The sequence below is a fragment of the Salinimicrobium sediminilitoris genome (assembly GCF_020866905.1).
Lineage (GTDB): Bacteria > Bacteroidota > Bacteroidia > Flavobacteriales > Flavobacteriaceae > Salinimicrobium > Salinimicrobium sediminilitoris.
Map to the genome: position 1 here is coordinate 50,529 of NZ_JAIVCC010000007.1, position 18,339 is coordinate 68,867.

At 37.9% G+C, this 18,339-nt stretch carries 17 protein-coding genes; 3 read left to right on the forward strand and 14 right to left on the reverse strand.

Going from position 1 to position 18,339, the window contains the following annotated elements:
- Nucleotides 1-81 precede the first annotated feature (81 nt).
- The 14 genes from LA313_RS09710 to LA313_RS09775 form a co-directional block, all read right to left on the reverse strand.
- A complete protein-coding gene (locus tag LA313_RS09710; protein ID WP_228914498.1) occupies nucleotides 82-339 on the reverse strand; it encodes a hypothetical protein in 258 nt (85 codons plus the stop codon).
- A gap of 173 nt (nucleotides 340-512) precedes the next feature.
- Nucleotides 513-920 carry a hypothetical protein gene (locus tag LA313_RS09715; RefSeq protein WP_228914499.1) on the reverse strand — a complete coding sequence of 136 codons (408 nt, stop codon included), beginning with the start codon at nucleotides 918-920 and terminating at the stop codon, nucleotides 513-515.
- Nucleotides 921-1,004: 84 nt separating this feature from the next.
- Nucleotides 1,005-1,445: a hypothetical protein gene (locus tag LA313_RS09720; protein ID WP_228914500.1), complete on the reverse strand. Its 441-nt coding sequence runs from the start codon at nucleotides 1,443-1,445 to the stop codon at nucleotides 1,005-1,007.
- A 19-nt stretch (nucleotides 1,446-1,464) separates the two neighbouring features.
- Nucleotides 1,465-1,917, reverse strand: a complete 453-nt coding sequence (locus LA313_RS09725; protein ID WP_228914501.1) for a hypothetical protein — start codon at nucleotides 1,915-1,917, stop codon at nucleotides 1,465-1,467.
- A gap of 315 nt (nucleotides 1,918-2,232) precedes the next feature.
- Nucleotides 2,233-2,382 (reverse strand): hypothetical protein, encoded by a 150-nt coding sequence (locus LA313_RS09730; protein WP_228914502.1) that lies wholly within the window; start codon nucleotides 2,380-2,382, stop codon nucleotides 2,233-2,235.
- 148 nt (nucleotides 2,383-2,530) lie between these two features.
- Nucleotides 2,531-3,388: an alpha/beta hydrolase gene (locus LA313_RS09735; protein WP_228914503.1), complete on the reverse strand. Its 858-nt coding sequence runs from the start codon at nucleotides 3,386-3,388 to the stop codon at nucleotides 2,531-2,533.
- A gap of 253 nt (nucleotides 3,389-3,641) precedes the next feature.
- On the reverse strand, nucleotides 3,642-4,415 hold the full coding sequence (locus LA313_RS09740) for a hypothetical protein (RefSeq protein ID WP_228914504.1): 774 nt from the start codon (nucleotides 4,413-4,415) through the stop codon (nucleotides 3,642-3,644).
- Nucleotides 4,416-4,500: 85 nt separating this feature from the next.
- A complete protein-coding gene (locus tag LA313_RS09745) occupies nucleotides 4,501-4,941 on the reverse strand; it encodes a hypothetical protein (RefSeq protein WP_228914505.1) in 441 nt (146 codons plus the stop codon).
- A gap of 194 nt (nucleotides 4,942-5,135) precedes the next feature.
- The gene (locus LA313_RS09750; protein WP_228914506.1) at nucleotides 5,136-5,816 is read right to left on the reverse strand and encodes a DUF6624 domain-containing protein; all 681 of its coding nucleotides are present in this window, start codon (nucleotides 5,814-5,816) and stop codon (nucleotides 5,136-5,138) included.
- Nucleotides 5,817-5,957: 141 nt separating this feature from the next.
- Nucleotides 5,958-8,558, reverse strand: a complete 2,601-nt coding sequence (locus LA313_RS09755) for an NB-ARC domain-containing protein (protein WP_228914507.1) — start codon at nucleotides 8,556-8,558, stop codon at nucleotides 5,958-5,960.
- 59 nt (nucleotides 8,559-8,617) lie between these two features.
- A complete protein-coding gene (locus LA313_RS09760) occupies nucleotides 8,618-9,211 on the reverse strand; it encodes a hypothetical protein (RefSeq protein WP_228914508.1) in 594 nt (197 codons plus the stop codon).
- 5 nt (nucleotides 9,212-9,216) lie between these two features.
- Nucleotides 9,217-13,029 carry a class I SAM-dependent DNA methyltransferase gene (locus tag LA313_RS09765; RefSeq protein ID WP_228914509.1) on the reverse strand — a complete coding sequence of 1,271 codons (3,813 nt, stop codon included), beginning with the start codon at nucleotides 13,027-13,029 and terminating at the stop codon, nucleotides 9,217-9,219.
- A gap of 606 nt (nucleotides 13,030-13,635) precedes the next feature.
- The gene (locus tag LA313_RS09770; protein WP_228914510.1) at nucleotides 13,636-15,012 is read right to left on the reverse strand and encodes a hypothetical protein; all 1,377 of its coding nucleotides are present in this window, start codon (nucleotides 15,010-15,012) and stop codon (nucleotides 13,636-13,638) included.
- 467 nt (nucleotides 15,013-15,479) lie between these two features.
- The gene (locus LA313_RS09775; protein WP_228914511.1) at nucleotides 15,480-15,683 is read right to left on the reverse strand and encodes a hypothetical protein; all 204 of its coding nucleotides are present in this window, start codon (nucleotides 15,681-15,683) and stop codon (nucleotides 15,480-15,482) included.
- 818 nt (nucleotides 15,684-16,501) lie between these two features.
- On the opposite strand from LA313_RS09775, the gene LA313_RS09780 reads away from it, so the two are divergent.
- The 3 genes from LA313_RS09780 to LA313_RS09790 all read left to right on the forward strand — a co-directional run bounded on the left by LA313_RS09780 (nucleotide 16,502) and on the right by LA313_RS09790 (nucleotide 18,315).
- On the forward strand, nucleotides 16,502-16,927 hold the full coding sequence (locus tag LA313_RS09780; RefSeq protein ID WP_228914512.1) for a DoxX family protein: 426 nt from the start codon (nucleotides 16,502-16,504) through the stop codon (nucleotides 16,925-16,927).
- Between the two features lie 3 nt (nucleotides 16,928-16,930).
- Entirely contained in the window at nucleotides 16,931-17,398 is a 468-nt protein-coding gene (locus LA313_RS09785; RefSeq protein ID WP_228914513.1) for a MarR family winged helix-turn-helix transcriptional regulator, read from the forward strand.
- Nucleotides 17,399-17,685: 287 nt separating this feature from the next.
- Nucleotides 17,686-18,315 carry an SDR family oxidoreductase gene (locus tag LA313_RS09790; RefSeq protein ID WP_228914514.1) on the forward strand — a complete coding sequence of 210 codons (630 nt, stop codon included), beginning with the start codon at nucleotides 17,686-17,688 and terminating at the stop codon, nucleotides 18,313-18,315.
- Nucleotides 18,316-18,339: the final 24 nt, after the last annotated feature.

Genomic DNA, 18,339 nt, shown 5'->3' on the forward strand with positions numbered 1-18,339 from the left:
TTATTCAGTAAACTGGTGTTAAATAAGAAATTAAGTGTTAACTGTGACCCTTTACACCTGGTTAACTAAGATTTAGAGATCTTATTTTATATTCCGGGCTTTGATTCCCTTATTGGTTTGACCCAAAATTATCAGCATAGGTAGAAAGGTTATTGGTAAGATAAAAAGCGGAAGGAATGCTATTGCATTAATATCTTTAAACCCGTAGGAGATAAAAAAATAGGTTGAAAATGAAATTGCGATAAAAGCAACTAATCCTAAACCAAATAAAGCGGCTTTAAGGGAATTTCTTCGCTTGAGTAATTTTTCGTTAGATAATTCTTTATAATTTCTTTCCATATATTTTCTTGTGATTTCTGTAGGTTTATAAGATCATTTTAAGATCTATTATTCGAGTTATTTCAAAATTCTCATCTTTATCTCTTCTCTTATTATGGAATAGTTTCGCCAGGACCGAAACAAAAAAAATACAAAGGCAAAAGGCAGTTTTTGATCCTGAATCCTGAATTCAATTAGTCTCTCTTTACGGTCCTGATATTTTTTTTGAAATAAAAGTTTAAATAATAAAAAACGAGCATAAGCATCATGAGTTCATACCCGCTGATTACTTCTGCGTTTTCTCCCTGAAAAATTATTTCTGCAAAAAATTCGTAAACAAGGAAGAACGCTCCAAAATTGAATGCGGTCTTAATGCAGCTAGATCTTAAGGTGGCTGTTCTTTCGTTTTCCACTTTTTCTTTTGTAGAAACAAAGAGCAGCAGGGAGATGAGAATTATGATCTTCAGGATCCAGCTGAATTTATAGGGATCTAAATTTATAAGCTCAGGATTTGCTGCGTTGACAAACCAGATGCCTATGGCGAGCACAAAAAGTGCTAAGGCAATCATTTTCCAGTAATGGGGAAGTAGATTTTCTTTCATTATTATTGATTCTTGTGAGTGTATAAAATGACCTTTTAAAATCTAATTTCTGAAGCTTATTTCTAAAAGACTAACAGCCGGAATCTATTTTCTCTTAAAAATCCGTACATCACTTTCATACTTTACACCATCCACTTCATAAGGTCCGCCATTGTGCATCCACATGGTGTTGCTGTCCGGAAAGCTAAACCTAAAGTCCCTTCCCTCGGGCGACACCCTCTTTAGATTATAGATGTCTTCAGATACTTTTGTCCATTCATAAGTCATGGTGGCGTTTTCATTCAATTTGCACTCCATGATCTCGTTCATATAGTAATGAACCGAATAAAGTTCTCCGTTGTTTTTAAAGGTCATTGTTTCCTTCTTAAAACATTCATTTGCCTCATGTTCTTTCGGCTCACCGGTCTCAGGGAATGCCATGGTGCCCCAAAGTTGCCAGTGACCTACTATGGGATCTTTTGGAGCTTCTTCGGAAGAACAGGAAAATAAAATGATGAGAAATGTTAGTAGTAATAGTTTTTTCATGCTATTAGTGTATATGGTCTTAATTCTTTACTCTCTCAAAATGGTAATCATTACCTCCTTTTTGATGCGACCTCCCTAATATCATAATTCCGTCTGTGAGCGTATAGCTATAAATGGCACCATTGATTGAAACTGCAGGTTCTGTTTGGTCATTTTCTCCCCAGGGTCCGGGATATAAATAAGCTTTTCTAAAATGATACTCATATTTTCCATTTGAATACCCAATGGTTTCTGCTCCTGTAATTATTAATTCATTGCCGCTTTCGGGAGCATCGTATCTTTTATTGGAAGTGAAGTTGTAAATGACATTTTTATCTGAAAGATCCATCAATGTGGGATCATAAGAACCATCACTTGTTATCCTGAGTAATCTCCACTCCCCGGGAAATGGTTCTAAATCACCTGGATCATCACTTCTGGAACAACTTGACATAGTTAAACCGATGACTAATAAATAAATAAATTTTTTCACGTTTTTTTATTTTAAATATTGCAGGCAAGATGCTAATTTCAATTGTTAACTTCCTCAGTTCTGTCCATAATAACTTTCCTTCGCAGGTGTATCTGGTATAGAACTCTTTCCTGATAAACCTCATTTCATAAGAATCAGAAGAGACCATTCTTGAAATGCTCCCAATCTGAAAAAATGTTACCTAATATGAAGAATGAAATGACCAGAACCATTATTAAGATCAGGAACTAAATTCCTGTTGGTTTAAAAATTTTATTCATTGATATTGAGTCTTTTAATGATAGACAAGTTAACCACTTTCAAATTCCAATTAAATCACCAAACTTTCTTAATTTTTCCTACCACTAAAAGTCCAATCCCAATACCTATACCTGCTCCAACCCAAAACCCGTTAAAATCCATTATAAAATTTGCTGTTAGGCCAAAAAGAAGGATTACTAAGCCTGTAATTTGAACTTTATTCATTTTTGTATTTTTTTCCGTGAGCCCAGTTAGTTGGCAATTTTGAATTTTGAACCCTGAATTTTAAATTTTAAATTCACTCTGTCAGGCCTTTATTGATTTATAAGTTTAATATTTACCTATTCTTGCTTTTCATTCTTTAAACCTCGAACTATCTTAGAAATCCATTTGAAACGAAAGGCAGCGCCAAATAAAGGGCAGAATGCCAGTATTCCCAGTCATGGCCGCCATCTCTCACTCTTAGTTCTGAAGGGATCTTCGCCTCCTGCATAGCGCGGTAAAACTCGAGGTTTACCGGAAGTAAGAAGTCGTCGTCCCCACAGTCTACAAACCACCTGATATCCTTTAATTCTTCCTGTTTATCTTCATCAGCATTGGCGACAAATTTCACCGCATGGTTTTCGAGGACAGTCCTGTTCAATTCTTTGCCTTTTTCATCCGCATTCTGGATTCCGCCGCCGGGTTCTATTCCGAGCCAGGCACTCATGGCATAGACCGAGGAGAACATATCCGGGTGTTTCTGTGCATAGACAACAGCTCCGCCGCCGCCCATGGAGAGTCCGGCAATCGCGCGGTGCTTTTTATCGGGAATTGTTCTGTAGGTTTTTTCGATATGTGGGATCAACTCCTTAAAGAAGTAATCCTCATAGGCCCATCCATTCATGTTGAAGTAACCATACCAGTCTGTTCCTGCATCTGGGATTACTATTATCATTTCTACCGCTTCTTCCGCATTGATCAGCCGGTTGGCTACATCTTTTACATGTCCTCGTTCTACCCAGTCTTTGTTGCTGCCGTACAAGCCGTGCAAGAGGTAGAGAACGGGATATTTTCTATCTGTATCGGTGCTATAGCTTTTGGGCAGGTAAATGGGGTAACTTCTTTCGGTATCGAGGATCCCGCTGCTCATGGTCTTGATTTCCGCCACGCCCTGCGGCGGACCAAAATTTTGAGAGTAGCCGACAAAAGTGCAGCTGATAAACAGGAAAAATGTAAAAAATCTTTTCATGAGTCTAGGTATGGTGGTTAAAGCTCTTCAAAAATACAATTTTTGAGGGGTATTAATTGTGGACAGTGGACTGAGGATAGTGGAGAGATAAAAATTATACATTATACAATAGTCATTATTCATTTTTTTAAATCCAGCACTGTTTTTCCTGAAGCCTCTTTAGTCAAAATATACCTTATCCTGAAATCCTGCTGCTCAATTTCATCCGACTCCTCCAAAGGCTGTGGCTTAAAACTGAGACTAAATACTATTTTTAAATATTATTTTCATTGTTCAGGAAGTCGATCAGCTTTTGTTGGTGGGGTAAATTCCGGATATATTCTTCCTGTTCCTCCAAATTCATTGGAGGTGCATCGGTCTGATAAAAGCGGATTGATCCGTCTTTTTGCGGTGCCACCAAAATAAGTCTCCCTGCCCTGAGGTCGAAGAGCCGTGAATTAACTATTGCATATGCGTTTTGATCGGCTAATTGTACTGCAACCCAGTCCACCCTGCTCCTGGTAGACGTGTTTATGCTCCCTTGTGATAAATAATGAGGATGATTTCTTGATATTGCTGAAACCGGATTTTCATTTTCTTTACCGTCTGCAATACTTAAAATGGAGAAGTAAACTATAGATTCATCCTCCGGACTTTTAAATAAATGTTTACTATGTTCCCCTTTTCCAATGATGGCGTAATGCCCTCTAAAAGATTTTCCGGCAATTTCTGTTTTGATAGGTCCGTTCCCATTTCCCGGCGAATCATACATCGGGGTTGGGAAAGGTGAAGGGAAAAGAGGAAGGTCTTGTGAAGTCAAAGCATCAATATATTCAATCTCCATATTTAGGGTTTCAGTGTCCCAGGTTTCGGAGGAATTAAAATCAGCCGCTTGTTTTTTAGCTTTCTCTAATGTCCAGAATTGAGTTTCCTGGTTTTCGATCTCAGTCGTCCCGATCTTAGGTGAGCAACTTAAAGTAGTTATCAAAACCAAAAATATTCCTGGAGCACTTATTTTCCAGTAGTGGGGGAGTAGACTTTCTTTCATTATTATTGATTTTTGTGATTTTCTAAAATGGCCTTTTTAGGATCTAATTTCTGAAGCTTATTTCTAAAAGACTAACAGCCGGAATCTATTTTCTCTTAAAAACCCGTACATCACTTTCATACTTTACACCATCCACCTCATAAGGTTCGCCATTGTGCATCCACATGGTGTTGCTGTCCGGAAAGCTAAACCTGAAGTCCCTTCCCCCGGGCGACACGCTCTTTAGATTATAGATGTCTTCAGATACTTTTGTCCATTCATAAGTCATGGTGGCGTTTTCATTCAATTTCCACTCCATGATCTCGTTCATATAGTAATGAACCGAATAAAGTTCTCCGTTGTTTTTAGAGATCATTGTTTCCTTCTTAAAACATTCATTTGCCTCATGTTCTTTCGGCTCACCGGTCTCAGGGAATGCCATGGTGCCCCAAAGTTGCCAGTGACCTACTATGGGATCTTTTGGAGCTTCTTCGGAAGAACAGGAAAACATAAGCAGGAGCAAGGGAAGTAGTAATAGTTTTTTCATGAATTTGGGGGACATCAACCTGAATATTCTTTCTGTAAAATAGGTTTTTTAATAGGTGTCAAAAATGTCATTTTCTGAGAGGTACTTGTGGTTTTGCCTGCAGACCTAACAGGTTTTGAAAACCTGTTAGGTCTTTCTTAGCCCGTCCTTTAGCTTTACTTTTTCTGGTTATCCGGCAACTCCCGCTGCCGGTTTTAAAGATCATCAATTTCATCAAGGGTGTAAAATTTCACCTCCATATCCATTCTTTTTAAATATTCTTCAACGGTACTTTTAATTCCCATATTCTTCCTAAGAATATTTACTTTTTCGGGGTCTTTTACCGGCCATAAAAAGAAGATCCATTCCCCTTCTTTATTAGCCTGTCCTTTTATTTGTGTGCCGTAGATCTGTTCCAGGCCCTGAAACATTAAATTTCTATCTTCCATCATGGCCAGGTAGGTTTTAGACAACTCACCTTCTTTAGCTGCTTTTCTCACCAAAGGCAGGTATCGATCTATTTTATCTGAATGCTGGATAACCAAAAAAACTGCTTTATTAGCAGGCTCTCCCACGAGGGATTTCCCGGGGTAACCATACTCCTGAATGATTCTTTCAACCTTTATCAAATTTATACTATCAATTTCCCGCATTAGTGAGTACAACTTATTTCCCTCAATATCCTTTTCATCCAGGTCCATCTTCCTTAGTAACTCGGCTTTTCTCTCCCCGGATGGATTACCGTCTGTAATTTCTCTTATTCCCTGGTCCATCAGGTATATTCTTTCAAGTTCCTCCTTAAGTTCAGGGTTTATTTGATCCTCTTCAGGATTAGTGACCTGTGAGTAGGAATAACAGCTGGTTAGCAGTAATAAAGTGAAGATTATTTTGTTCATTTTGAAGTATGATTTATAATATTCAATATTGACGGTGAGACGAAGTCAGATACTTTAAAATGCCTTGTGCTTCTATCAAAAATGCAGCAGCCGTGAGTTCACTACTTTCACAGAGCGGAAAAAGATGTAGTGCGGCTTGAGCTAAACAATAACTGATAAATTGAGTTTGGCTAGTATTTTTTGCGCTTCGAAGTGTTCAGGAACCTCTTCTAAAATATCTCTTGCTAATTTAGCAGCATATTCCTTCTGGGTATTGTGCAAATAAATCCAACCTAAATTCGTTTTATCCTCATTACTTATCTCTTCAAAATTAGAAGGTTTTGTAGCCAATTCTATAATTGTATTAGAAAGAATTTTTTTGTGCTCAGTACTTCTGAGAACCTTTAATCGAAGTAAATGGGAATATCTTTTTAATAAATTACTTAATTCAATTTTGGAAGATTGTTCGACATTGCAAAGATTAATTATAGAATTTATTTCAGCTTCATAATCTTTCTTTTGTTTATATAATTTGATTAGTCTTTTCCAAGCAACTAATGATTGGTTCTCTTCTACTGCAGCGATATATTTATTACAAGCTTCTATTGCTTCATCAATGAAATTAAATTCCTCTAATAAAGTTGAGTACAATAAATATGTTTTTGGCCGTTTAAGGGAAAGATATTCCATTATTGGGATAAATTTGTCTATTTGTTCTACCTCGGAGGAAATATCTTTAGCGACTTCTTGGAAAAATTTCGAGATTCTTTGCTCAATACCGCTTTCCAATTCTGTATTTCTTCCAACACCAAATTTCATTAAAATTCCCGCATCCTTTTTTATTGCGAATTGGTGAATGTCTGTTTTGAGCTTTTTTTCTGCGAATAATTGAGCACTAATTGGTAAACCTAAGAGAACTTCATTCTTTTGAGTAACTGTTTTGTCAACAAGTGAAAATTTATAGAGCTCATCTATTGCACCTTCAACATTTATTCTTTCCTCAATTGTAGATTTTAAAACTGCTTCAAGCGCTATTTTTGGAATTGAACTTCTCCATGATCCTAGAGTTAGAAAGACTCTTTTAGCTGCTGCGGAAAGCTGATTATAGGTTCGTTCGAACAATGCTTGAAGTAAATTTTCTTGATCTGCCATTATTCTTTTTATGTCACCAAGTTTCTGTTCATTAGCAACTTGACCAAGAAGAATTTTAGCTACATAGGGATGTCCAGAAGATTCTTCGAAGAGTTGGTCTATATATCTAGAAGTAACAATATCAAAAATTCCCAACTCTTTACTAACAGTAGTAATTAGTTCTTGGAATTCTTCATATTCCATTCCGCCGACGTTTATGGGGTAATCAGCTTTAAATTCATTCATTCTTGAGGTAATTAAAACCTTGTTGGGTAACCGAATATGAGTATCCAGCCAATTAAACATACTCAATTGGTCAACAACAGTTTCGAAATTGTCAAAGACAAAAAGTGAGCTTGTAGATTTATCTTGTAAACTTTGCTTAAACAACTCAACTTTTTCGTCTTCTTTTAATTTAGGGTCTTGAGGACCTATTAATTTGTTAAATACGTTAACAACATCTTTTATATCTAATATATCAGGCTGTACTTGTTTGGCACCTAAAGACATTAAATCAATATCACGTGAACTAAACCAAAAAATATTTTCAAAACGATCTTTGGAACAAAAATCTCTTAAAACTTTAATAGCCAAAGTGGTTTTTCCAATACCTCCTCTACCGATTAAAGTTATAATTGGATGCCTTTCATTATTTAAGATTTCGTTAAGCTCAGTTTCCAGTGATGCCCGGTTAATATAGACTGTTTGATTTTCTGGTATATTGGTAAAGCAGTTTTCAACTATTTTTAATTCCTCTAAGCCTTTTGTTTCGCTCTTGGGTAACGTACCAGGTGGTGTTAAATACTTTCTACCACTTTTAATAATTTTTGTTCCTGTTGAATAGGACAATGTTTCAAAATTTTCCTTTCTAAAAGATCCATTAGGAAAGAAAAATTCATTTAATTCACTATCAGTGAAAATCAAATCTATTTTTATGGGCTCATTTATAAATGTATAAATTCCTGTTTCTAAACTAGCTCTAATTCCTGCAGCACTAGTCAAGTAGGCGAAATTATCGGTATGTTCTGATATTGCTGAAACTCTGTATTTCCCAGAAAGGTTTTGACTTAGGAAAGCCCATTGTAATTTAAAAGGTGAGAACCGTTCGCAAATAATTCTAAGTGAAGGACCCAATTTTTTATTTAATTCTGTGGCGATTTCAATTGTTATAGCTCCATGACCCCTAGTCTTATTTCTGAGATTGGCAAAATATCCAAACCAAGTTTTTAATTGTAGCTTATTAGTTCTAACCGAGGGATCTTGACCAATTATTTTTAGACAATCTATTATGGCAGTTACTGCAATATTCTGCCAGCTATCTTTCGAAGTTTTATCATTAAGCTCCTTCGAATACTTATTGTATTCAATTTTCATTTCTTGAGATGAAGGGCCAGTGAGTAACTCATCTAAGCTACTGCTCCAATCACCTATGCCATTTGCACGGACTAATTTATAGTACTGGGTATATTTGTAATTTTTTTGAGATTCACCAAGTCCAGAAAGCATGAACAAGCAAGTTGACTTGGTTATAACCTCACCCAAATACATCAAACTATTAAAGTATGATATTTGTGAATCCTTCTTTTCCAACTCAATTCGGTCCCAAATTTTTTGAAGTAATTGATTTTTCAAAATATTTCTTTTTTCTAGTTTTAGTTTTTATCGATTATTCCAATCTGGAATCATTTTCATTACATGTTCTTAATTTCCAGTAGATCCCTTATTCTCATTCCACTTTGGTAATTAGGTTCATTAGTTGATCTAATTAAGCAAGATGGATTGAGCTGGTTTCTTTTTATTTTACTAATGAGTTGGTCTGAATTAAAAGGTCCGTGTTCTTGATAAAATTGCATATAGAAGAATTTATTCTGCGGTTCTAAAAAAGTCCTTTTCAAATATTTTACTTCCAAATATCTGACCAGGTCTTCAAAACTATTTATAGAACCTTTGTATTTGCTCTCATTTACAAAAAAGGCATAACTCTTATCGCCATCTAAGTTCATAACTAAAACATCTTCATTTTTGAAGGATTGCTTCATTAAAAAAGTCTGGGTTCCGTTTTCAATTAAGAGTGAGTCTGTATTAAGATATTCCCAATTTGCTTTGCTCACTAAACCATTTTCTGCAATTAATAGAATACCTCCATCACGAAAGATGTATGTGGTTTTTAAATCTTGTAGATCATTAATCAGGACCCATTGTTGATTTGTTATCAAAGTCAAGTCATCCAGTTTTTTACTGAATTTTTGAATTTTCGGTACTATATCAGATATAAAAGTTTTCATTATTATTACTTAATTGAATCTTCAACAATCTCAATCTCCTCCTCCGTCAACCCATAAAGCTCATAAACAAGCCGGTCGATTTCTGCTTCTAAAGAAGAAGTGTCGGCTGCGGGATTTTCATTTTTTAATTGAAGAATATTATCCACAAGTGTGATTATTACTTTATTATGATCCTGTTTTTTTGGTATTAGAAATTTTTCAATAGTAGTCTTCTTAAATACAAATGCACCACCCGCCGTTTTTTCTCCTATTATTGAAAAGTAAAATTGGTATAATTTAGAATTAAACAGAGCGAGAATAAACTTTATAGGTATGGTATCAGAAGTGAGGAAAAATGATGCACTCGTTAAAAGTTTCCGGTCTTGATCGAGGGAAAAATCCCAACCGCCTGAAATTAACCCCCAAACTATTTTTTCCCTATCAAACAACTCAACGTAACTAGCTGCACATCTTTGTAATGCATACCATTCATATCGTATTCCAGTTTCTGATTTATTTCTGCTTTCGAGTTTAGGTTTGAACGATAATAAATGATTATACTCTTCGGCATGGGAATGTTGAAATTCCTTTTCTGCAACTTCACTTGCTCCTTTAATATTATCATCATTTTGAAGTGGAAAATGCCATGGGACAAAGAGAAGTTTTAAATTGTTATTAGAAATTTTATATCTGTTGATGTCTTTCCCTCTAAGAAATGGCTTTGCTATATTTGAATCATAAATAGATGATTTTTCCGATACGATAAAGGCATTGTCAAATCCTGTAGTAATTCCTCTTCTTATTTCAACAGTCTTATCGGCACTCAGTGGCTTACCCAATTGCTTAAGCTTTGCAACTAAATTTTGCTCATCAATTTTAGAAAATAGCCACGAATTGTTCGAAAGTAATTTGGCGTCAAGAACTAACATTTCTTCTTTATACCTCAAATTAAATTTTTCCTGGTCTATACTCTCCTCTTTAAACTCCAAATATTTAAAAGTTTTTGATGGAGTGTTTTTATCTATGTTTATTATAACACTTGAGACTAGAGCTTCGTCAAAAATTGGAACTAATTCAAAATTTATAATTTCGTTGACATCGAAAGATTTTAAAAAACTTCGTAATGGTTTGCCGTATTCTGTATTGAAAAATTTATTTGTCGAAATGAAGGAAAAATTGCCTTTTTCCTGTAAAATTTTAAAAGCTCGTTCGAAAAAGAAGACGCTCAAATCAGCTGTCCCAGAATAAACTGAATACCATTCTCTAAAAATCACGGTTGCACCTTGTGATTTTCGCTGTTGAACATACGGCGGATTCCCAATCACCACATCAAAGCCCACATAATCCCCGTTTTCATCCAGCACTTCGGGAAATTCAAAGCGCCACTCAAAGGCGTTTTCATAGATCTTGTTGTCTTTGATCTCCTGTATCTGGGTTTCCAGTTTTCTACTCTCTTTGGAGAGTTTCTCCAGCTTTTTGTTCCAGGCGGCTTTTTCCCTTTTTGACTGCTCAAACAGCTGAGTTTGGTTGGCCATTAAAAAGATCTCGCCTTTTACTTTCTCCAGCCTTTTTACCTTGGGATCATTTGTGGAGATCTCGCTCCTAAAGTCGTTCTTGATGTCGTGGATGATCTTTTCCATCTCCCGCTTCTGCTCCTTGTTATGGGCGTTGCGATAGGTGTCCACGGCCACCCGGTAGCTGTCGATATTCCATTTGCTGTCTTTGAGCGCCTTGCTTAAGTCGGCATCCAGGTCAAACCGGGAGATGAGGGAGTTGCCGCATTTGATGTTGATGTCGATGTTCGGCAGCGTTTCCAGTTCTGTCTCATTCTTATAATACGCGTTTTTCAGCAGTTCGATCCACAATCTCAGGCGGCAGATCTTGACAGAGTTCGGGTTGATGTCTACTCCAAAAAGGCAGTTTTCAATGATGTTCTGTTTCTCGTGGAAAAGCGCTTCCTGCACCCGTTGACTTTCCTTTCCGGAGGGATTGTATTCAAAAAGCTCCCCGTCGTCATCGGTCACGATGAGTTCGTCGTTGACCACTTCCACCTGGTATTCCTTCAGTCTTCTTCCGTGGCGATCCTGCAGGATATTCAGGTCATTCTTGATCGCGATCATCTCATTGAGCGCCGAAACCAGGAAATGCCCCGAGCCCACCGCGGGGTCACAGATCTTGAGGCTGTTGATGAGATCATTCGCCTCCTGCCGATCTTCTATTTTATCATAAAGCGCATCCAGGTCCTTACAGTTCCAGCCTTTGGTCTCATTGAATTTTTGCACCACGGCTTTCCTAATGGTCTCGCGGCACATGTACATGGTGATAAAGCCGGGCGTAAAGAAAGAGCCGTCCTTATAGCCGTTGATCTTTTCAAAAATAAGCCCCAGCACACTGGCGTTGATGAGCGTCTTGTTGTCTTCCTGTATGGTCTCGCCGCCTTCACTGCTAAAGTCGTAGGCGTTGAGAAACTCGAACAGGTACTCGAGCGCGTTGAGTTCGCCGCTGCGTTTCTTGCCTTTTTTATCCTTCAGCACGGTGGCGCTGTAAATGGGCAGCGTCTTGTCATCGCGCAGGTTGCTGATGAACAGCGTGGCGTGCTCAATATCTGTGGGCTCAAACAGCGAAGAGTTGAGATAAGGTACCTTCTCAAAAAGGGCTTTTACGTCTTCATTTCTTTCTGAAGCTTGCCGCGCCAGCACCTGAAAGAACAACGAGTTGAGATCGTCGTAATTATGGATCCTGTCGAGGCTTAAAAATTCATAGGATTTATCCCCTTTTTGATAGGTAAGTAACTGGGCTTCCAAAAGCTTCAGAAACAATATCCTGTTGAGCCACGTGATGCTGAGTTCCAGTCCTACGGAAAAAAGCCTTTCTTCATGTGTTTCCCCAAACTGCGACGGCTGCTCCAGCCTCCCGATCTTATCCATGCTGTCCAGCTGAATGATCGCGTTCTCCAGAAAAGAACCGGTATTCCGCTGACCTTCCTTCTGGCGTTCGATGATCTTCTTGCCGCCCTGTTTGGTTTCGGTTAAACCGATGATGTGCAGCAGTTCGCCATAAAAACGTTTGTCCAGGCTGTTACTGTCATTCAAAAATGGCAATTTCAGCAGGTGTTCCGGAGAGAGTAATTTGAACAGCGCGATGAGCTTATTGTCATCCTTCGGATTGTTATTCCGCAGCGGTTTTTCGTAATTCCGGATATCGAAGTACGTGAACTCCACTTCCTGCTGTATTTCAGCAATAAAAGGTTCGGCTATTTCGCGGTAGAAGAAGTCGGTCGTTTTCCCGGCCAGCCTTCCGGCTTCAAAATCGGTAAACTGAGCGACGAGTTTTTTGTTTTGTGCAAAGGCCTTTTCAAAGAAGTTGGCGTCAAAGATGAACCATTCGTTGATGTTTGTCGCCACCACATATTTCACCTCCAGGTTCTTATGCGAGAGGCGCTCCCGAAGATAATACAATACCAGCTCGTGAAATGCCTTGCAGTTGATCTTCTCCCGGCTAAGCATCTCGGCCCGGTTGGTGGGTTTCTTGGCTTCAATGATAACCCCCACGCTGGATTTGGCCTTGTTCCCGTTATGAATAACAAGATCTGTGCGGCCTTTGGTATTGATAAAGTGGTGAGGATCGTAATACGTTTTTTTCAAAAAATCGGTCACCAGGTTCTTGTGGAACTCCTCACTTTCAGTATCATTCGTTCTGTCCAGCAGCTGAATGAGATTCTGCTTGAACTGCTCGATCTGCGAACGGTTCGGCTTGACCTTTAAAAAAGCTTTATTGAGTGCCTTACGCGGCTTAAGTATATGTAAGTTCCCTGTAGTTAAAGACTGTTCTGTCTGCATGCAGAAATGGGGTTTAGCTGAAACTGCAAAAGCCTGTAGGGAAAACTTTTACCGGTCCTCTGTTAAAGAGGTCTTAAAAATAGTAATATTTCTAAGATAATATAGCAATGGAGCTATGAAAAAGCTACTATTTTCTTACAGATGGGAAGTTTTTTCACAACAAACCCCGGCCTTTATTTTCATCTAATCTGCTTTTAAAAAGATCCCGGTGAAAAACATTTCCGCTGGGCGCCCTAGTACTTTCCGCCTTAAATATCTTCTTTTAAATAACCGGCAATTATGAGGGCATGAATATCCTTTGCAATTATTTTCTGAAAAAGCTTCTGAAAGTTCTTTTAAACAGAAGTACTTCTTCAAATCTATCCCTGTTCCTTTTACTGAGCATAAAGGCCCGCGTTGCTTTATAAAATCATTCTGAAGAATATTGCGCGTTCGTGCGGATAGGTGTTTATTTCCAACATCTTACCATTTTTGTTTAAACATTAATTCAAGGTGAAAAAGGTCAAACCCTTCAGAACACCTTTTTTCTGAGTTGGTTAAAAGAAAAAACATTGCCACACAGGTGACAATGTTTTTCTTCAGTTTTCAAATTGGATCAAGAGGGGCCTAGTTAGCACCTGTCATTTGAAGCTTTGGATCAATCGTAAAGGTTTTGGTGTTTTCTGCATTAATGATCCTAATTGTAATGTTGTAGCTTTCCAGTCCGCTCACATACTCATTCCTTACCTGGCCAACTATTAGCCTGTCATCTTTGGATATACTTTCCAGGATCATTGAACCTCCGTCTGGTTTGCGTTCAACTTCTAAAATATCAATAATAACAGAATTATTTCCGTCTTTAGTTTGCCCACGCCAATAGACCTTCATACCTCTGTCTACCAGTGATGTGAAATTTTCCGGATCCCCGGGATATCCGACGGGATTGCTCCTGTCGTCTGTAAAAATAATTTTGGTGTCCAGATTATCTTCATTAATGTTCTCGGTATCTACCGTGAGTAAAATATTAGTATCTCTTGGAGTATCACCTTCCCCACAATTAATAAAGAGGTGTTCATATTCTGCAGTAGTTCCATCATCGTTCAACAAAGCCTGTACCTCATTATAGCTTAAAGTACCGCTTTCCTTATAATCTCCTGCAGTTCCATAGTTACCTTCCCAGTCTTTAATGCTTATTTCATAATACAGGTAAGCTTCCCCGTTACCTATACCTTCTCCAGGAGTAGGAACGGCCAGGCAAATAGGATTTGCATAATAATGTTCCCCCAGTCCTATAACAGGGGTTTGGTCCATATACAGGGGAGTACCGGCATTTGAAGTTCCCAGATAAAGATCAAGACTGTAATTAGCTGTATAATGCCTGCCATCATCTGCACAGTAATTGGCAAAGAAGCAAAGGCTGGAAACTTCGACAGTATTCAGGTCAAAGAGGTAATATCCATAAAGATTGACCTGCCGTTCATCAAAGCAAATTACAGGAACTTCCAGATAGGTTTTTGATCCTGCCTGAAGATTTTGGGAAATTGGCAGGGCCATACTAACAAATTCGGCAAACATACTCCCCGTCTTTGGAGCGGCCCAGATAATATCTCCCGGAGAACCTTCACTCCACACAACAAAATCTGTGATTGTTACAGAGACTGTCGCAGATCCTGCAGGAACTGGTATTTCAAGGTCATCACTAAAGGCCGTAAAGTAGCCGTTTTCATTTCCAAGGATATCCACAGTCACATTCACGGGAATTTCAGACTCTCCATAGGTTAGGGAGAGTTGAGCGTAGGCAGGAACTGCATCAGAACATTCAGGAGGATCTGTCACCCCCTGTTTATTAGCAGATTTGTTCATCATATTGTTGAAAACAGGCTGCAGAGATAATACAGCTACCTGTTGGGGAACTACAGGATCTGCGGATTCATCTCCACTACATGAAAGAAAAAAGATCATGATTGCGGGCAAATAAAGAAAGTAACTTTTAAAAGTTCTCATAATTTTGATTTTAGATTAATATTCAGATAGGTTGTTTTTTGCTTTAATCCTGAAAAATATGCACGCTTTTATTCAAGAGGTGAATATTGCTGTAAGGCCTAAAAATCCAGCTGCTGTATCTGTCCCTTTTATCTACAAAAAGAAGAGCGGGATAATATAGATTTAAGGTGCTTATCTCATAAAACCACTAAGGTCCTGTTAACAAAGTGCCTAAAAATTACTTATGGGGGATTGATATAGAAAACAGAGTTTGAAGTTTCCCTGTCTATTGTTGTTTAGATTTTAAGATAAGACTTAACAAATCCTATTTTTTCAGAAAAAAAAGGCGGACATACGTCCACCCTTTTTTGCTCCAAATCTATCATGAACTTAACCTACTTAGGTGATGGTACTATTAAATTACATAAGAAGAAGATAGAGGAGAAAATTTTTAGATCAACGCCCTGTAAATCTGTTAAAGTACTGTATTATAGATTGTTAATGTGGGAATTTCTGTTTTTTAATAGGAAAGTTTCAGCTAGATACTTTTTTCCATGGATCTCCGGAATATCAATTTTCTTCCCGTTAACTTCTTTTGTTTCCCACGGAAAAAGTTTATCTGTATAGCTACTGTTTCCGAAGTCAAAAAGATCCCTTAGATCAAACACCTGAAGATCCCCAAAAGGTTCCAATTATCTGCCCTTTTTGGAGGCAATGCGATCATTTCAGAATAAAATTCCTGACCTAGGCCTATAAATATTAAATGGAGATGCCTTCTTTAATGTGATTCCTCACTGGAAAGGATTGGGCTAAAGCCATTTCAACCTGTTCAAGACCTCCCGGCTAAAGCTAAAGCCTGGGGCTATAGGAAAATAATTTTGATAAGTTTTGCAAAGCAATAAGATATGGGCTTTAGGCCAATTTAGGGAACAGCTTTTTGTTTCGGTTAATAACCGCCTTTTATGCCGCTCCTCCAGAGCTCATTTTATCGCATCACCTGTTGTTTCTATAGATATTTCGCTCCTCTGGAGCTCGTCTAAACAAAGTAAAAATTTTTCTATTCCTCGGCTAAAGTTGTAGGCAATTCACGGTTCTACTTCTACTAATACTTCTTTTAAGGTTTATATTTTGAGCCTCAGAGAGACGACATGTTTATAGTAGAAGGAATTATATATTAGCACAAAGCTCCAGAGGAGCAACACATTTATCCTAATTTCCATATCTATATCCATGGATAGACAGAGGCTTCTGCCCGTTATATTTTTAAAAAAGCAACAAGGACTTTAGGTCAATTCACCGGCTGCAGCTCGCATAATTATTATTTATTAACTGCCTAAGTCAATAAAAATCTTTAATGTGATCTATTTCTTAGCCCGGTAACGAAAAAAATTGATCATATCCTTCTAAAAATTTAAACGTTAAACCTTTTCTAAACCTTAGCGCGGAACCTAATACTCTCCCTATATTTGCATCGCACACGATTTAATCGTGTTTAATAAGAAACTGAGCAGTGAAAAATTATATTGAGACCTCTACCATACAAAAAGTTTTTAGAATCCTACTGGCAGTTTTTATGATCTATGCGGGTTTTAGCCACTTAACCTTTAACCGTATTGAATTTCAAACTCAGGTGCCAGACTGGGTTCCATTAAGCAAAGACCTTGTGGTTATACTTTCGGGTATTGTAGAAATGATCCTTGGGCTTACGTTGCTATTCTGGAAAAAACAGCGTGTAAATATTGGATGGCTACTCGCCCTGTTTTTCGTGCTTATCTTCCCGGGTAATGTAGCCCAGTATTTAGAAGGTAAAGATGGCTTTGGCGTATTGGATACAGACCGGGCTAGACTCATCAGGTTATTTTTTCAGCCTGTACTCATAGCATGGGCCCTGTGGTCCAGCGGTGCCTGGAAAGCCTGGAGAATTTCAAATAAATAGTACATGAAAAAGGAGGAACAGCTTAAGCTAGAAAACCAAATTTGTTTTCCCATCTATTCGGTTTCCAGATTGATCACCAGGGCCTATAAACCGCACCTGGATAAACTGGGACTTACGTATCCGCAGTATTTGGTTTTACTGGTATTATGGGAAGAGAACGGGCTTTCTGTAAATAAGATTGGCAGAAAGTTACTACTGAATACAAATACACTTTCTCCACTTATAAAAAGAATGGAGAAAAATGAACTGCTAACGCGAACCAGATCTAAGGACGATGAGCGAACAGTGCTAGTGGATTTGACAGAAAAGGGTATAAACTTAAAAGAAAAGGCTGCCTCTATACCGCAAGAATTGTTGAATACATTACTTAATGAGGACGTGGAACCTTCGGATGTTATTCTACTCAAAAAAACTCTTGACTCCTGGATCAATATCCTGGCTGAGGATCCAGAAAGCCCTGCTGATAAATAAAAGAAATAAATATGAGCGCATTACCAATCACAAAATATAGAAACCTGAGCAGGTTTTAAGAGAAAGATCAGCTGAATAAAGGCATACCCTATGCAAGCAATTGAAGGAGATCAAGGTTGGATCGTAAGTGAAGACCAGTAAAGGATCTTGTTTATACTTTTAAAAATGCCGTAAAAGCACAGGAATATTCAGCTACCGGAAGAGCTCTGGGAAAAGTAATTGTTTGCCGGGCTAAAACCTTTGGCAGTCAATAATTAGTTTAATTATCAATTTAAAAAAGAAAAATTATGAAAAAGGAAAATGTATTAGTAGCAGGTGCCAACGGTACCACGGGAAGAATCATTGTTGATCTTTTAAAAGAATCAAATAAATATAAACCTGTCGCGCTGGTTCGCAAAAAGGAACAGAAGGAAGATTTTGAAAGCAATAATGTATCTGCTATCCTTGCCGACCTGGAAGAAGATCTTAGCAGTACTACAGAAAATGTACAGAAAGTGATCTTTGCTGCCGGTTCTAAAGGAAAGAATGTAAAAGGTGTAGACCAGGAAGGTGCTAAAAAACTAACGGATGCCGCGAAAAAGTCGGGAGCCTCGAAATTTGTGATGTTAAGTTCTATGGGCGCCGATAATCCTTCAGTAAATGAAGAAATGCAGGATTATCTACAAGCGAAGCAAAATGCTGATGAGCATTTAAAGTCCAGTGGTATAGCCTACAGTATTGTTAGACCGGGATCATTGAACAACAATGATGGTTCAGGTAAAATTAAACTGGAGAAAAAATTTGATGATTTCGGAGAAATTCCACGAGCAGACGTAGCTAAAACTTTAGTAGAAGTACTGGATGATAACGTTCGTCACAACGAGGTTTTCGAAATCCTTTCTGGAGATACTGAAATTGAGAAAGCAGTGAGATCTTAATTTGATCAAATTTGATACTGTAAT

Excerpts from the sequence above, each read along its gene's own strand:
- LA313_RS09710 (WP_228914498.1), bottom strand. The coding sequence starts at position 339 with ATGGAAAGAAATTATAAAGAATTATCTAACGAAAAATTACTCAAGCGA.
- LA313_RS09715 (WP_228914499.1), bottom strand. The coding sequence starts at position 920 with ATGAAAGAAAATCTACTTCCCCATTACTGGAAAATGATTGCCTTAGCA.
- LA313_RS09720 (WP_228914500.1), bottom strand. The coding sequence starts at position 1,445 with ATGAAAAAACTATTACTACTAACATTTCTCATCATTTTATTTTCCTGT.
- LA313_RS09730 (WP_228914502.1), bottom strand. The coding sequence starts at position 2,382 with ATGAATAAAGTTCAAATTACAGGCTTAGTAATCCTTCTTTTTGGCCTA.
- LA313_RS09735 (WP_228914503.1), bottom strand. The coding sequence starts at position 3,388 with ATGAAAAGATTTTTTACATTTTTCCTGTTTATCAGCTGCACTTTTGTC.
- LA313_RS09740 (WP_228914504.1), bottom strand. The coding sequence starts at position 4,415 with ATGAAAGAAAGTCTACTCCCCCACTACTGGAAAATAAGTGCTCCAGGA.
- LA313_RS09745 (WP_228914505.1), bottom strand. The coding sequence starts at position 4,941 with ATGAAAAAACTATTACTACTTCCCTTGCTCCTGCTTATGTTTTCCTGT.
- LA313_RS09750 (WP_228914506.1), bottom strand. The coding sequence starts at position 5,816 with ATGAACAAAATAATCTTCACTTTATTACTGCTAACCAGCTGTTATTCC.
- LA313_RS09760 (WP_228914508.1), bottom strand. The coding sequence starts at position 9,211 with ATGAAAACTTTTATATCTGATATAGTACCGAAAATTCAAAAATTCAGT.
- LA313_RS09765 (WP_228914509.1), bottom strand. The coding sequence starts at position 13,029 with ATGCAGACAGAACAGTCTTTAACTACAGGGAACTTACATATACTTAAG.
- LA313_RS09770 (WP_228914510.1), bottom strand. The coding sequence starts at position 15,012 with ATGAGAACTTTTAAAAGTTACTTTCTTTATTTGCCCGCAATCATGATC.
- LA313_RS09785 (WP_228914513.1), top strand. The coding sequence starts at position 16,931 with ATGAAAAAGGAGGAACAGCTTAAGCTAGAAAACCAAATTTGTTTTCCC.
- LA313_RS09790 (WP_228914514.1), top strand. The coding sequence starts at position 17,686 with ATGAAAAAGGAAAATGTATTAGTAGCAGGTGCCAACGGTACCACGGGA.